This is a genomic window from Kocuria rhizosphaericola (assembly GCF_044462205.1).
Taxonomy (GTDB): domain Bacteria; phylum Actinomycetota; class Actinomycetes; order Actinomycetales; family Micrococcaceae; genus Kocuria; species Kocuria rhizosphaericola.
In genome coordinates, this window is record NZ_JBISWK010000092.1 from 1 (window position 1) to 13,477 (window position 13,477).

General features: G+C 71.5%; 14 protein-coding genes. 10 read left to right on the forward strand and 4 right to left on the reverse strand.

The window, feature by feature from the left end; genetic code table 11:
- The first annotated feature begins 16 nt into the window (after positions 1-16).
- Both ACH9D2_RS09650 and ACH9D2_RS09655 read left to right on the forward strand, forming a co-directional pair.
- Positions 17-1,816, forward strand: a complete 1,800-nt coding sequence (locus ACH9D2_RS09650; protein ID WP_396362551.1) for an L-lactate permease — start codon at positions 17-19, stop codon at positions 1,814-1,816.
- Between the two features lie 149 nt (positions 1,817-1,965).
- Complete coding sequence (locus ACH9D2_RS09655) at positions 1,966-2,685, forward strand: GntR family transcriptional regulator (protein WP_396362635.1); 720 nt, start codon at positions 1,966-1,968, stop codon at positions 2,683-2,685.
- Positions 2,686-3,081: 396 nt separating this feature from the next.
- Here ACH9D2_RS09655 and ACH9D2_RS09660 read toward each other — a convergent pair whose 3' ends face one another.
- The gene (locus ACH9D2_RS09660; protein ID WP_396362625.1) at positions 3,082-3,762 is read right to left on the reverse strand and encodes a response regulator; all 681 of its coding nucleotides are present in this window, start codon (positions 3,760-3,762) and stop codon (positions 3,082-3,084) included.
- 219 nt (positions 3,763-3,981) lie between these two features.
- Here ACH9D2_RS09660 and ACH9D2_RS09665 point away from each other — a divergent pair, with 219 nt between their 5' ends.
- From ACH9D2_RS09665 to ACH9D2_RS09675, 3 genes are all read left to right on the forward strand, one after another.
- Positions 3,982-4,137 carry a hypothetical protein gene (locus ACH9D2_RS09665; protein ID WP_157571337.1) on the forward strand — a complete coding sequence of 52 codons (156 nt, stop codon included), beginning with the start codon at positions 3,982-3,984 and terminating at the stop codon, positions 4,135-4,137.
- Positions 4,138-4,284: 147 nt separating this feature from the next.
- Positions 4,285-5,403, forward strand: coding sequence for a histidine kinase (locus tag ACH9D2_RS09670; protein ID WP_396362626.1), 1,119 nt, complete (start codon positions 4,285-4,287; stop codon positions 5,401-5,403).
- Entirely contained in the window at positions 5,400-5,741 is a 342-nt protein-coding gene (locus tag ACH9D2_RS09675) for an MGMT family protein (RefSeq protein ID WP_396362627.1), read from the forward strand. The genes ACH9D2_RS09670 and ACH9D2_RS09675 overlap by 4 nt, the downstream gene beginning before the upstream one ends.
- Before the next feature lie 6 nt (positions 5,742-5,747).
- On the opposite strand, the gene ACH9D2_RS09680 is transcribed toward ACH9D2_RS09675, so the two are convergent.
- Complete coding sequence (locus ACH9D2_RS09680) at positions 5,748-6,728, reverse strand: phosphoribosylaminoimidazolesuccinocarboxamide synthase (RefSeq protein ID WP_396362628.1); 981 nt, start codon at positions 6,726-6,728, stop codon at positions 5,748-5,750.
- Entirely contained in the window at positions 6,725-8,047 is a 1,323-nt protein-coding gene (gene purD, locus ACH9D2_RS09685; RefSeq protein ID WP_396362629.1) for a phosphoribosylamine--glycine ligase, read from the reverse strand. The genes ACH9D2_RS09680 and purD overlap by 4 nt, the downstream gene beginning before the upstream one ends.
- Positions 8,048-8,151: 104 nt before the next feature.
- On the opposite strand from purD, the gene ACH9D2_RS09690 reads away from it, so the two are divergent.
- The 5 genes from ACH9D2_RS09690 to purM are packed head-to-tail and all read left to right on the forward strand — an operon-like array spanning position 8,152 to position 12,934.
- Positions 8,152-9,183: an asparaginase gene (locus ACH9D2_RS09690; protein ID WP_396362630.1), complete on the forward strand. Its 1,032-nt coding sequence runs from the start codon at positions 8,152-8,154 to the stop codon at positions 9,181-9,183.
- A 3-nt stretch (positions 9,184-9,186) separates the two neighbouring features.
- Positions 9,187-9,552 (forward strand): sterol carrier family protein, encoded by a 366-nt coding sequence (locus ACH9D2_RS09695; RefSeq protein WP_396362631.1) that lies wholly within the window; start codon positions 9,187-9,189, stop codon positions 9,550-9,552.
- A gap of 10 nt (positions 9,553-9,562) precedes the next feature.
- Positions 9,563-9,997 carry a hypothetical protein gene (locus ACH9D2_RS09700; protein ID WP_396362632.1) on the forward strand — a complete coding sequence of 145 codons (435 nt, stop codon included), beginning with the start codon at positions 9,563-9,565 and terminating at the stop codon, positions 9,995-9,997.
- Between the two features lie 5 nt (positions 9,998-10,002).
- Positions 10,003-11,772: an amidophosphoribosyltransferase gene (gene purF / locus ACH9D2_RS09705; RefSeq protein WP_396362633.1), complete on the forward strand. Its 1,770-nt coding sequence runs from the start codon at positions 10,003-10,005 to the stop codon at positions 11,770-11,772.
- Position 11,773: 1 nt separating this feature from the next.
- Positions 11,774-12,934, forward strand: coding sequence for a phosphoribosylformylglycinamidine cyclo-ligase (gene purM / locus ACH9D2_RS09710; protein WP_396362634.1), 1,161 nt, complete (start codon positions 11,774-11,776; stop codon positions 12,932-12,934).
- A 147-nt stretch (positions 12,935-13,081) separates the two neighbouring features.
- On the opposite strand, the gene ACH9D2_RS09715 is transcribed toward purM, so the two are convergent.
- Positions 13,082-13,306 (reverse strand): DUF3073 domain-containing protein, encoded by a 225-nt coding sequence (locus ACH9D2_RS09715; protein ID WP_368797697.1) that lies wholly within the window; start codon positions 13,304-13,306, stop codon positions 13,082-13,084.
- Between the last annotated feature and the right edge of the window lie 171 nt (positions 13,307-13,477).

Consider the following 13,477-nt stretch of genomic DNA (forward strand, 5'->3'; position numbering starts at 1 on the left):
CAGAAAGGACCTTTCCGTGGACAATCTTGCTGTGCTGAGCCTTTTGGCTCTGCTGCCCATCCTGCTGGTGGGCGTGCTTTTGGCCGGGTTCCGGTGGCCGGCCAAGTTCGCGATGCCGGTGGGGTATCTCACCGCGGTGGTGGTGGCGCTGGTGGTGTGGCGGATGAGCTTCACCGGGGTGCTGGCGGCGACCATCGAGGGCCTGGTCGTGGCCGTCACCTTGCTCTACATCGTCTTCGGGGCGCTGCTGCTGCTGTCGACCCTCACGGTGGGCGGGGCCATGGCCACGATCCGGGCCGGGTTCAACAACATCTCCGCCGACCGGCGGGTCCAGGCCATCATCATCGGCTGGCTCTTCGGGTCCTTCATCGAGGGCGCCTCGGGCTTCGGCACCCCGGCCGCGGTGGTCGCCCCGCTGCTGCTGGCCATGGGCTTCCCCGCGATGGCCGCCGTCATGGTCGGTCTCATCATCCAGAGCACCCCCGTGAGCTTCGGAGCGGTCGGCACCCCCATCCTGGTGGGCGTGACCAACGGCCTGGGCGGTGATCCCGCGGTCGCCGAGCGCGTCAGCGCCCTGGGCGTGACCATGCCCGAGTTCGTCAGCTCGATCGGTTTCTACACCGCGGCCATCCACGCCGTGGTGGGCATCCTCATCCCGCTGATCCTCGTGAGCATGCTCACCGGGTTCTTCGGCCCCGACCGCCGCTTCCGCGACGGACTGGCCGTGTGGCCCTTCGCGGTCTACGCCTCCCTGGCCATGACCGTTCCCTACGTGCTGGTGGCCCGTTTCCTCGGGCCCGAGTTCCCCGCGATGTTCGGCGGGCTCCTGGGCCTGGTGCTGGTGATGCTCACCTCCAGCAAGGGCTTCCTGATGCCCCAGGACACCTTCGACTTCGGCCCCCGCGCCGAGTGGCCCGCCCGCTGGATGGGCACCATCGAGCCGGCCCAGGCCACGGACGTGTCCACGCACATGAGCGTGGTCCGGGCCTGGGCCCCCTACGCCCTGATGGCCGGGCTGCTGGTGGCCACCCGGGTCATCGCCCCGCTGAAGGAGTTCCTGACCGGCCTGGCGATCCCGTTCGAGAACATCCTGGGCACCGAGATCACCACCACCGTGCAGCCGTTCTACCTGCCGGGGTTCCTCATGATCCTGGCCTCCCTCTTCGCCTACGCGCTGCACCGGATGAACTCCCGGGAGATCGCCCGCACGCTGAAGATCTCGGCCGGTCAGCTCGCCGGCACCGCCGCCGCGCTGCTCTTCGCCGTGCCGCTGGTGCGCGTGCTCATCCAGTCCGGCCCGGCCCTCAACGACTCGGGGCTCTCCAGCATGCCGGTCACCCTCGCCGAGGGGGCCGCGGCGATCTCGGGCAGCTCCTGGCCGCTGATCGCGCCCTGGATCGGGGCGCTGGGGGCCTTCGTGGCCGGGTCCAACACCGTGTCCAACCTGACGTTCTCCCAGTTCCAGTTCTCCACCGGTGCCGCGATCGGCCTGGAGCGCCCCGAGCTCGTGGTCGCCGCCCAGGCCGTCGGCGGGGCCGGTGGCAACCCGATCGCCATCCACAACATCGTGGCCGCCTCCGCCACCGTGGGACTGCTCGGACGCGAAGGAGACCTGCTGCGCAAGACCATCATCGTGACCACCTACTACTGCCTCGCCGGCGGCGCGGTCGCCTACCTCTTCATCCACGGCCTGGGCCTCAACCTGGGCACCATCATGCTGGTCCTGCTCATCACCGGACTCGCCCTCCTGGCCCACCGACTCTGGCGCACGGACACACCGACCCAGCAACGGGGCAACACCCGCTCCCGCGTCTGATCCGGCGCGCGACGGCACCCCCGTGCACGACGGCCCCCGGTCCCGGCCGGGGGCCTTCGTCCCCCTCGGCCCGGCGGCCCCCGCACTTCCCTAGACTGGTCCGCGTCCCGACCACCCCCTGAGGAGCCCCCGTGCCCGCAACATCGCGCATGTACACCGTCGTCCTCGACTGGCTCGAGGAGCGCCTGCGCTCGGGCGGGATCTCGGTGGGCGACAAGCTGCCCGGGGAGCGCCACCTGGCCGAGGAGTTCGGCATCTCCCGGGCCTCGGTGCGGGAGGCGATCCGGATCCTCGACGCCATGGGGCTGGTCCGCTCCTCGACCGGATCGGGGCCCAACGCCGGGGCGATCGTCATCTCGGAGCCCTCGGCCGCGCTCGGCTGGGCACTGAGGATGCACGTGGCCACCCGGTCGCTGCCGGTGCGGGACCTGGTGCAGACCCGGCTGCTGCTCGAGACCCAGTCCGCCCGCGAGGCGGCCGCCGGGGCCGAGACCCCGGAGCGGGCGGCGGTGCTCGAGCACGCGGCGGAGCTGGTGGCCTCCATGGAGGACCCCGCCCTTCCGGACGAGCGCTTCCACGCCGACGACGCGCAGTTCCACATCCTGCTGGCGTCCCTGGCCGGCAACGTGGTGGTCGAGACGATCATGTCGTCGTTGCGCCAGGCCACCATCGGGTACGTCCAGGAGACCGTCGCCGGTCTCGACGACTGGCCCCAGGTGCGCCGGACCCTGCAGGAGCAGCACCGGGCGATCCTGCTCGCCACCCAGGAGCGCCGGGGGGAAGACGCCGCCGCCGCGCTGCGGGAGCACATCACCTGGTTCTTCGGCCACAGCGCCGCCGCCCGGGAGGAACAGGACCGGCCGGCCTGATCGGAGGACCCCTGGGACGAACGAGAGCGGCCCCACCGGTTCCGGTGGGGCCGCTCTCGATCGTGGAGTCGCGGGGCAGAGGTTGCACGGTAGGGGGCCATCGGCCGAGGGGGGTGCAAGGTGATCCAAGCCTTGCGCGGCCGCATCCCGGTCCAGGGGGGACTGTCCCGGGGCGGCCCCCTACCGTGAGCAGGTCGGTGGACCATCCGGTCCGGGGCTCGGCCTCATGGGGGGTTGGGCCGTGCGCCGTGGGGATGTCTCTCACTCATCCACCGACTTTTCTTCTCTGCTCGCACTACCGATCATGCCGGGTTTACCAATGCAGATGAATGCACTTTTGTCTACACATCGACTGGACTTCCGTCCGGATGCCGCGCCCTCGGAGCGGCGCTCGACTCAGGGGTCGCGCAGCTGCGGATCCACGAGCCCGCTCTGGTACGCCTTGATGAGCGCCTGCACGCGGTCACGGACGCCGAACTTCTCGCAGACCCGCCCGAGATAGGCCTTCACGCTGCCCTCGGAGACGTGCATCTGCTCGGCGATCTCCCGGTTGCTCAGCCCCTGCGCCAGCAGGGTCACGGTCTCCATCTCCCGATCGGTGAGCAACGAGCGCAGGCCGTCGTCGGCCGAGCGCTCCTGCTGCTGGTCCGGCACCGAGATGACGTTGTCCGCGAGCGCACGGGCGATCGCCGGGGAGAGGGCGATCTCGTTGTTGAGCACCTGGTTCACGGCGTCGATGATCTCGTCGGGCCGGGCGTCCTTGACCAGGTAGCCGGCCGCGCCGGCACGCAGGGCCGGCACCACGAACTCCAGGGTCGAGAACGTCGTGAGGGCCAGCACCTTGGACCGGGGGCTGCGCGAGGTGATCTCGCGTGTGGCCTCGATCCCGTCCATCACGGGCATCTTCATGTCCATCAGCACCACGTCCGGGTCGGACGCCAGACATCGGTCGACGCCCTCTCGTCCGTTGGAGGCCGTCGCGATGACCTCGAACCCGGGCTCGGCCGAGAAGAAGGACTTCAGGGCCTCCAGCATCAACGGCTGGTCGTCCACGACAAGCACTCTGCAATCAGTCACTCGCACAGTCTATTTTTCCGTGTCCCCCAAAGTGCAACACGTCATATTCGACAAAAGTCACAAATGGTCTGGACAAAGGTCGATAGGCCCGAGTGGTTAACGTTGGCAACATGGAACGTACCAGGGCAGCACACCCCCCTCGCGGCCGGGACATCTCTCCCCCCACCCCTGCCGCAACCCCCCGATCCGGTGCTGTCCTCGTGATCCAAGGAGCCCCCCATGTCCAAGAAGAAGCTGACCACCGCCATCGCCTCGGCCGCCCTCGCCGCGTCCTTCATCGTCGGCCCCGCGGCCCCCGCCAATGCTTTGATGGTTCAGAAGCCGCAGGCACCCGGTTACGTCATGTGCGGATGGTTCCCGTTCCTCTGCCGATGATTTTTCCTCGGATGCGGTACACCTTTGGGTGTGACTGACATAGCAACACTCGCAGAGCGACCACCTCGCACAGCTCCGAAGACATCGTTCTTCCAAGCCGAACCCATCGGCATGTGGCTGTCCGTGGTGGTTCTTCTGTATCCCGGCGTGACTCTGCTGACGCAGCTCCAGTACTTGTTCCAGCATTTCACAGGCGACGTCAACGCCGATCTGATGCTGACTCTCGACGCAATTCTCTCCTCAGCTGCGATCGGCATGCTCGCCTGGCGGTCGACCTACGCTTCGGCCGCCTCGCTGGCTTGTCTCGTCACGTCCTTGCTGGCCAACTATCAGGCGTCCGCGATCGTCACCGTCTTCGTGGTGACGGCCGCGGTCGCTGCCACGGCGACCAGGAAGTTCCTCGTCGTACATCTGCTCGTGTACTTCGTCTGGGCGGTCGCCTCCGCGATGGTCCACGGGCCGTTCGACTCCCCTTTGTTCTGGTTCACGTTCAACGGACTGCTCGTGGCGACCTTGGCAGGTTCCGCGGTCAGGTACTTCCAGGGCCAACGTCGCAAGAACGAGGAGCGGGTCCGGGACCTCGAGGTCCTCAACGAGCGGCTCCGGGAGGACGAGCGGCAGGCGCTGGCCCGGGATCTGCACGACGTCGTCGCCCACGAGCTCACCCTCATCACGATGCAGACCATGAGCCGGCGCCGCTCCGGGGACGTGAGTGAGCTGCACCAGGTCCTCGAGACCGTGGAGGACGCCGCACGCTCGGCCCTGCACGAGCTGCGGGTGCTGCTGCGCCTGCTGCGCAACGAGAACGAAGGGGAGCACCCCCGGGACGTCACGGGCGCCGGCCTGGCCATCGGCAGCCTGGAGCACGTGGTCACGTCCCTCGCCGCGAGCCTGCGGGACCTCCGCTTCGAACCGGACGTCGCCATCACCGGGGACCTGGAGGCCATGCCCACGACCGTGCGCGGCACGGCAGCCCGCATCCTGCAGGAGTCGGTCACCAACATCATCAAGTACGCCCCGCGCGGGTCCCTCTGCCGGATCGAGTTGACCGCGGACGACCACGAGCTGCGCCTGCGCGTGTCGAACCCCATGCCGCGGAGCACCCAGCGCTCGGGCAGCCACTCCTCGGAGATGTCCTCGGGGCTCGGCCTGCGCGGTATCGCGGAGCGGGTGTCCCTGCTGGGCGGTCATGCCGAGAGCGGCTCCGCGGACGGCCAGTGGGTCCTCGACGTGTGCCTTCCGGTGGACGGCCGGGAGGCCCTGTGATCCGCCGGGCCGAGGTGGACCCCGGCCTGGCGCGGCGCGTGGCGGACGTCGTCGCGGGGATCCCCCCGGGCCGGGTGCTGTCCTACCGGGACGTCGCGGAGCTCGCGGAGTGCCGCTCCCCGCGCGTGGTGGGCACGGTCATGGCGCGCAATCCGACCGGGGAGGAACTCCCCTGGTGGCGCGTGGTCACCGTGCAGGGCACCCTCGCCGACCACCTGCAGGCCGAGGCCCGGGACCGGTACCGGGAGGAGGGCACGCCGCTGCGCGAGGACGACCGGCACCTCGTGCGCGTGGACATGGTCCGCGCGCTGTGGAGCCCGGACTCCCCCGGCACCTGACCCCGCTCAGTAGTCGGGCGGGCCCGCCACCTGGAAGAAGCTGCCGTCCGGGTCGAAGGTCCGGCCGGTGAGCCGCTCGAACGCCTCGACGTAGCGCGCGCGGGTCCGCTCCACCACCTGCTCCGGCAGCGGGGGGACGGGGCCGGTCCCGTTCCAGCCGGACTCGTCCGAGCGCAGCCAGTCCCGCACGTACTGCTTGTCGAAGGAGGGCTGGGCCTTGCCCGGCTCGTAGGTCTCGGCGTCCCAGAAGCGGGAGGAGTCCGGGGTGAGCACCTCGTCCCCGAGGGTGATCGCGCCGCGGTAGGAGTCCAGGCCGAACTCCACCTTGGTGTCCGCCACGATGATCCCGCGATCGCGGGCGATCCTCTCGGCGGTGGTGTAGATCTCCAGGGTCAGCTCGCGCAGGCGGTCGGCCACGGCGTGGCCGACCCCGTCGGCCATCTCCTGGAACGTGATGGGCAGGTCGTGCTCGCCCACCTCCGCCTTGCCGGTCGGGGTGAAGATCGGCTCGGCGAGCCGGGAGCCGTCCACGAGCCCCGGGGGCAGCTCGATGCCGCAGACCTCGCCGGTCTCCCGGTAGTCCTTGAGCCCGGAACCGGTCAGGTAGCCGCGGGCGATGCACTCGACGGGGAACATCGACAGGTTCTTGCAGACGACGGCGCGACCTCGGACGGACTCGTGCACGTCGGTCGACAGGACGTGGTTGGGCACGCCCGCGAGCTGCTCGAACCACCACAGGGACAGCTGAGTGAGGATCTTGCCCTTGTCCGGGATCTCCGTGGGGAGGATCTCGTCGAAGGCGCTGATCCGGTCCGTGGCCAGCACCAGGACCGAGCCGGCCCGGTACTCGGCGTCGTCGTGGATGGCCACGCCCGTGGCCCGCAGCCGCGACTCGTCGGGGACGTAGAGCTCCCGGACCTTGCCGGAGTAGATGTGCATCCACCCGGGGATCTCGGGCGGAGTGGTGACGGTGCCCTGCTCGGTCATGCCTGCTCCTGACGGGGTCGGGGATCGGAGGCGCCGGGAACGGTGATCCGGCCGCGGGCGGCCTTCAGCGCGATGTCGGTGCGGTGCTGGGAACCCTCGAGCGCCACGAGTCCCACGCCCCGGTACGCGCGCTCGCGGGCGTCGTCGAGGTCCGTCCCGAGGCCCACGACGGCGAGGACCCGGCCGCCGGCGGAGACGATGCGCCCGGCGTGCTCACCGTCCTGGGCCCGGGCGGTGCCGGCGTGGACCACGTGCACGCCCTCGAGGGCCTCGGCCTCCTCCAGCCCGCCGATCGGGTCGCCCTTCCGGGGACTGTCGGGGTAGTCCTGCGCGGCGACGACCACCGCGACGGCCGTCTCGGGCCGCCAGCGCAGCCGCTCGGCCTCGTCGAGACGGCCGGCCGCGGCGTCGCGCAGCAGCCGCCCGAGCGGGGTGGTGAGCCGGGCCAGCACGGCCTGGGTCTCGGGGTCCCCGAAGCGGGCGTTGAACTCGATGACCCGCAGACCGCGGGTCGTCACGGCCAGCCCGCAGTACAGCACGCCCACGAACGGGGTGCCCCGGCGGCGCATCTCGTGGACCGTGGGGCGGGCCACGCGCTCCACGACCTGGTCCACGAAGCCCTCGGGCAGCCACGGCAGCGGCGTGTAGGCGCCCATCCCGCCGGTGTTGGGGCCCTCGTCGTCGTCGTGGATCCGCTTGAAGTCCTGGGCGGGGCTCAGCGGGATCACGCGGGAGCCGTCGGTGAGCACGAACAGGGACACCTCGGGGCCATCGAGGAACTCCTCGACCACCACGCTCCCGCCCGCGGCGAAGCACGCCGTGGCGTGCTCGAGCGCGGCCGCGCGGTCGGAGGTGACGACCACGCCCTTGCCCGCGGCGAGCCCGTCGTCCTTGACGACGTACGGGGCGCCGAAGGTGTCCAGGGCGTCGGCGGCTTCCTCCTCAGTGGTGGCGACCCTCGCCATCGCGGTGGGCACCCCGGCGGAGGCCATGACCTCCTTGGCGAACGCCTTGGAGCCCTCGAGCCGTGCGGCCGCCCGTGAGGGACCGAAGACGAGGAAGCCCGCCTCGCGCAGGGCGTCGGCCACGCCGGCCACCAGCGGGGCCTCGGGCCCGACGACGACGAGGTCCACCGCGAGCTCACGCGCCAGCGCGGTGGCCGCGGCGGGGTCGGCGGCGTCCACCGCGTGCACCGGGACGAGCTGGGCGATCCCGGCGTTGCCCGGCGCGCAGTGCACCTGCTCGACCTCGGGATCTGCCAGCAGTGCGCGGATGATTGCGTGTTCGCGGCCTCCGGGGCCCAGTACCAGAACCTTCACGCCCTCAGGCTAGTTGGCGGCACCGGGAAGTGGCACATCGTTCCCGGCATGCGGGCACGCTCCTGCGGCACCGGTGGTTCCGGCCCCGCTGACATACTGGGGCGATGCAGACCTTCACCTCGGACCGTGCCGTGGACCTCGCCGTGCTCGAGCGCAGCGGCTTCGTCGAGTCCCGCCACCGCGGCTCCGCCGTGGTCCTGGCTCCGGACGGGGCCGTGGCGGTGGAGCTGGGCGACATCGGCGCCCCGATCTTCCCCCGCTCCACGCTCAAGCCGTTCCAGACCATCGCCGCCATGAAGGCCGGGGTCCCGCTGCGCGGGGCCCAGGTGGCCATCGCCTCCGCGTCCCACATCGGCTCCTTCGAGCAGCTGGACGCCGTGAGCTCGATCCTCGGGGCCGCCGGCCTGACCGAGGACGCGCTCCAGTGCCCGCCGGACTGGCCCGAGGACGAGGAGGTCCGCACGGAACTCGTGCGGGCCGGCCGGGGCAAGGCCCGGATCTGCATGAACTGCTCCGGCAAGCACGCCGCGTTCCTGTGGGCCTGCACCGAGAACGACTGGCCCACGGAAAGCTACCTGGACCCGGAGCACCCCCTGCAGCGGACCGTGCTGGAGACCGTCGAGGAGTTCTCCGGCGAGCGCGTGGCCCACGTGGGCGTGGACGGGTGCGGAGCACCCCTCGCGGCGATCTCCCTGACCGGTCTCGCCCGGGCGTACTCGACCCTGGGCCGGGCAGCGGGCAATCTCGACGCCGACGCCCGCGCCGCCACGGTGGCCCAGTGCATGCTCGACTACCCCGAGCTCGTGCACGGGCCCGGCAAGTACAACACCGTGGTCATGGAGGAGCTGGACGTCGTGGCGAAGCTCGGCGCGGAGGGCGTGCTCGCGCTGGGCACCCGCACCGGGTGGTCCGTGGCGCTCAAGGTCCTCGACGGCGGCTCCCGCGCCAACGCGCTCGTCGGCCTGAGCCTGCTCGCCCACGCCGGGGCCGTGCCCGCCCCGGCGGCCGCCGCGGTGATCGGGCGGGTCGTGCGCCCGATCATGGGCGGGTCCCACCCCGTCGGCCGGCTCCGCCTGGCGGACCCCCTCCTGGAGCTGCTCGGACCGGAGCTGGTCCGGGCGCTCGGGCAGGACTAGGCCGTGGCCCGCCGCCGCGTCGATCCCGCGGACGGGACCCTGGCCCTGAGCGCCTGGCGCGCGGACCCGGACGGCACCCCGCGCCGGACCGTGGCCACCGCCGTGCGCTACTCCCTCGAGGAGCTCGCCGAGCGGGTGCCCGGCAACAGCGTGGAGGTGCGCGTCCCGCCCTTCGGCGTGACCCAGTGCGTGGCCGGGCCCCGGCACACCCGCGGCACCCCGCCCAACGTCGTCGAGACCGACGCCCGCACGTGGCTCGGCCTGGTCACGGGCGCCGTGACCTGGCCGGAGGCCGTCGCCTCGGGCGCGGCTGTGGCCTCGGGCACAAGGACCGATCTCGCGGACGCCCTGCCCCTCTTCGACCGGTAGCCTTGAAGACATGAGCTCCACTCCCTCATCCCCTTCCGCGCGCCCGTCCCCGCGGAAGTCCCCGCGCCGGCGCCGCCGGGAGCGGGCGGCCGTGCCGCTGGCCGCCGCCGGCAGCCAGCAGATGACCCTGCGCCGCGCCCCCAACATCTGGGCCTTCGTCCTGCTCGGCGGCGTCGTCGGCGCCGTCGTGGGCGTGCTCGTGGGGCTGTCGGGCGGCGGCAGCGCCGAATTCACCCAGGGGGCCGTGACCCTGTTCATGGTCTCCGTCTGCACGGTCCTGGGCCTCGCGGCCGGGGCCGTCCTGGCCCTCGTGCTGGACCGGGTGTCCGTGGCCCGGGCACGGGCCGTCACCACCGAGGTCGTGGACGGGGACGACGACGCCCCCTCCGGCGCGCCGGAGGACGCCCCCCGGCCCACCGACCCCCGAAGCTCGAGAGAAGGCTGATCGACGTGGTTCGCCCTGATGGACAACTCAGCCACGACCTGCTCCCCGGAGAGAAGGGCCCCCAGGACGCGTGCGGCGTGTTCGGTGTCTGGGCCCCCGGCGAAGAGGTCGCGAAACTGGCCTACTACGGCCTGTACGCCCTGCAGCACCGCGGCCAGGAGTCCGCCGGCATCGCGGCGAGCGACGGCAACCGCATCTCGGTGTACAAGGACATGGGCCTCGTCTCGCAGGTCTTCGACGAGGCGACCCTGACCACCCTGACCGGGCACCTGGCCGTGGGCCACTGCCGGTACTCGACCACGGGCGGGTCCCACTGGGCCAACGCCCAGCCCACGCTGGGGGCCACCCCGCACGGGACCGTGGCGCTCGCGCACAACGGCAACCTCACCAACTCGGCGGAGCTCTACGAACTGCTCATCGACAAGTCCGGCTTCCCTTCGCAGGGCGAGATGGCGCAGGGCAACACCACGGACACCGCGCTGGTCACCGCGCTGCTGGCCGAGCACCCGCACGGCTCCCTCGAGGACGCGGCCATGCACCTGCTCCCCCAGCTCGTGGGCTCCTTCTGCCTGGCCTTCATGGACGAGAACGCCCTCTACGCCGCCCGCGATCCGCAGGGCATCCGCCCGCTGGTCCTCGGCCGGCTCGACCGCGGCTGGGTGGTGGCCTCGGAGACCGCCGCGCTGGACATCGTGGGCGCGTCCCTGGTCCGCGAGATCGAGCCCGGCGAGTTCGTGGTGATCGACGAGCACGGCCTGCGCTCCCAGCGCTTCGCCGAGACCCGCCGCGCCGCGTGCGTGTTCGAGTACGTCTACCTGGCCCGCCCGGACACCACCATCAACGGCCGCTCCGTGTACGAGTCCCGCGTGGAGATGGGCCGCAGGCTCGCCCGGGAGCACCTGGTCGACGCCGACCTCGTCATGCCGACCCCGGAGTCCGGGACGCCCGCCGCCATCGGCTACGCCGAGGAGTCCGGCATCCCGTTCGGCAACGGCCTGGTCAAGAACGCCTATGTAGGACGAACGTTCATCCAGCCCTCGGACACCATCCGCCAGCTCGGCATCCGGCTCAAGCTCAACCCGCTGAAGTCCGTGGTCGCGGGCAAGCGGCTCGTGGTCATCGACGACTCGATCGTGCGCGGCAACACCCAGCGCGCCCTCATCCGGATGCTCCGGGAGGCCGGGGCCGCCGAGATCCACGTGCGGATCTCCTCCCCGCCCATCAAGTGGCCGTGCTTCTACGGCATCGACTTCGCCTCCCGCGCCGAGCTGATCGCCAACGGCCTCGGGGTCGAGGAGATCAGGGCGTCCCTGGGTGCGGACTCCCTCGGCTACATCTCCGAGGCCGGGATGATCGCCGCCACCCTGCAGGAGCGGTCCGAGCTGTGCACGGCGTGCTTCTCCGGGACGTACCCCACCCGCCTGCCGGACGCGGACAAGCTGGGCAAGAACGTCTTCGAGACCAGCCAGCCCGTGGACTCCTCGCCCCGCCGGGCCTCCGGCGGCCCGTCCGTGGCGCAGCGGCCGGAGCACGCCTCCGCCGTGTCCATCGACACCCGCCCCTCGGCCACCGACGGCGTCTCCCGCCGACCGGCCGAGCACACCAGCATCTCCGACGAGGACCCGGGAGTCCAGGCGACCTCCACCGGGTGCGACCCCGGGCCCGACGCCGACCTCGAGGACCTGATCCTGCCGGCGGACCGGGTTCCCGCCGGACCCACCACCGGGCCCGGTTCCCAGCACGCCGCCCAGCACGAGACCGCGAAGGACGCCTGACATGGCCCAGCCCCCCTCCTCCACGAACCGCACCGTCACCTACGCCAGCGCGGGCGTGGACGTCGAGGCGGGAGACCGCGCCGTCGAGCTCATGAAGAGCGCGGTCAAGGCCACCCACACCCCCAACGTGATCGGCGGGGTCGGCGGGTTCGCCGGGCTGTTCGACGTCTCGGAGCTGCTCGCCTACCGCAAGCCCTACCTCGCCACCTCGACCGACGGCGTGGGCACGAAGGTCGCGATCGCCCAGACCCTCGACGTGCACGACACGATCGGCTTCGACCTCGTGGGCATGGTCGTCGACGACATCGTCGTGGTGGGCGCCAAACCCCTGTACATGACCGACTACATCGCCACGGGGCGCGTGGTGCCCGAGCGGATCGCGGACATCGTGCGCGGCATCGCCGCGGCCTGCGAGCAGGCCGGCACCGCACTGGTCGGCGGGGAGACCGCCGAGCACCCGGGGCTGCTCCGCCCGGACGAGTACGACGTGGCGGGGGCCGCCACCGGTGTGGTCGAGGCCGACGAGCTGCTGGGCCCGGACCGCGTGCGCGCCGGTGACGTGGTCATCGGCATGGCCTCCTCGGGCCTGCACTCCAACGGGTACTCCCTGGTCCGCAAGGTCATCAACGTGGCCGGGTGGTCCCTGGACCGGCAGGTCTCCGAACTCGGCCGCACCCTGGGCGAGGAGCTGCTGGAGCCCACCCGCGTCTACGCCGCCGACGTCCTCGACCTCGCCGCCGCCTTCCCCGTCAACGGTCCCGACCGGACCACGGGCCGCGGAGTCCGCGGCTTCAGCCACGTCACCGGCGGCGGCCTCGCCGCGAACCTCGCCCGGGTGCTGCCCGCCGGGCTCGAGGCCACGGTGGACCGCAGCACCTGGGAGCTGCCCGCGATCTTCCAGCTGATCAGCCAGCTCGGCAACGTCCCGCTGCCCGACCTCGAGCGGACCCTCAACCTCGGCGTGGGCATGGTCGCGATCGTCGACCCGGCGGTGGCCGACGACGCCGTCGCCCACCTCGCTGCCCGCGGCCTGCCCTCGTGGGTCATGGGCACCGTGGGCGAGGTCGACCCGGACGCCGACCACGGCGGACCCGACTGGGTGCAGGGCGCGAAAGGAGTGGACGGCGGCGCGGTGCGGATGGTCAACACCCACACGGGCTGATCCTCCCCGGGAGCACCGCACACCACAGGAAACGCCCCGCCGACCGGCGGGGCGTTTCCTGTGGTGTGCGGACACGCGAAGAAGGTGCTCGTCCAGGACGGGCACCTCGTTGCGTCATGCGGTGGAGACGAGCGGAGTTCCCCGGGCTTACCGGCGGTAGTCCTCGTCGTAGTCGTCGGCGTACTTGTCGACGTAGGCCGAGTAGTCGTCCTCGTCCTCGTCGACGGTCTCCTCGACCGGTTCCCGCAGCGGGGGCATCTGCTCGCTGCCGCGCAGTTCCCGCTGGAGTGCCGTGAGGTCGGTCTGCGGGCTGAAGTACTTCATCTCCCGCGCCTGCCGTGTCGCCTTAGCCTTTTGACGGCCGCGCCCCATGGCGTGACCCCCTCTGTCTCTTGGTCCGGACGGCGGCACTCAGGCACAGAGTACGGCCCCGGAAATGTCGTATGAATGGTTCGTGAGACCAGGGTACATGGTTTGTCAGTCCGTTGCGCCCGGTCCGGGACCCGCGCGGTGGACTGTCGGCAACCTCACGGGAGCCGGGCC

What these genes read in the sequence shown, in the direction of transcription:
- ACH9D2_RS09655 (WP_396362635.1), top strand. Translation starts at nt 1,966, where the DNA reads ATGTACACCGTCGTCCTCGACTGGCTCGAGGAGCGCCTGCGCTCGGGC.
- ACH9D2_RS09665 (WP_157571337.1), top strand. Translation starts at nt 3,982, where the DNA reads ATGTCCAAGAAGAAGCTGACCACCGCCATCGCCTCGGCCGCCCTCGCC.
- ACH9D2_RS09680 (WP_396362628.1), bottom strand. Translation starts at nt 6,728, where the DNA reads ATGACCGAGCAGGGCACCGTCACCACTCCGCCCGAGATCCCCGGGTGG.
- ACH9D2_RS09690 (WP_396362630.1), top strand. Translation starts at nt 8,152, where the DNA reads ATGCAGACCTTCACCTCGGACCGTGCCGTGGACCTCGCCGTGCTCGAG.
- ACH9D2_RS09700 (WP_396362632.1), top strand. Translation starts at nt 9,563, where the DNA reads ATGAGCTCCACTCCCTCATCCCCTTCCGCGCGCCCGTCCCCGCGGAAG.
- purM (WP_396362634.1), top strand. Translation starts at nt 11,774, where the DNA reads ATGGCCCAGCCCCCCTCCTCCACGAACCGCACCGTCACCTACGCCAGC.
- ACH9D2_RS09715 (WP_368797697.1), bottom strand. Translation starts at nt 13,306, where the DNA reads ATGGGGCGCGGCCGTCAAAAGGCTAAGGCGACACGGCAGGCGCGGGAG.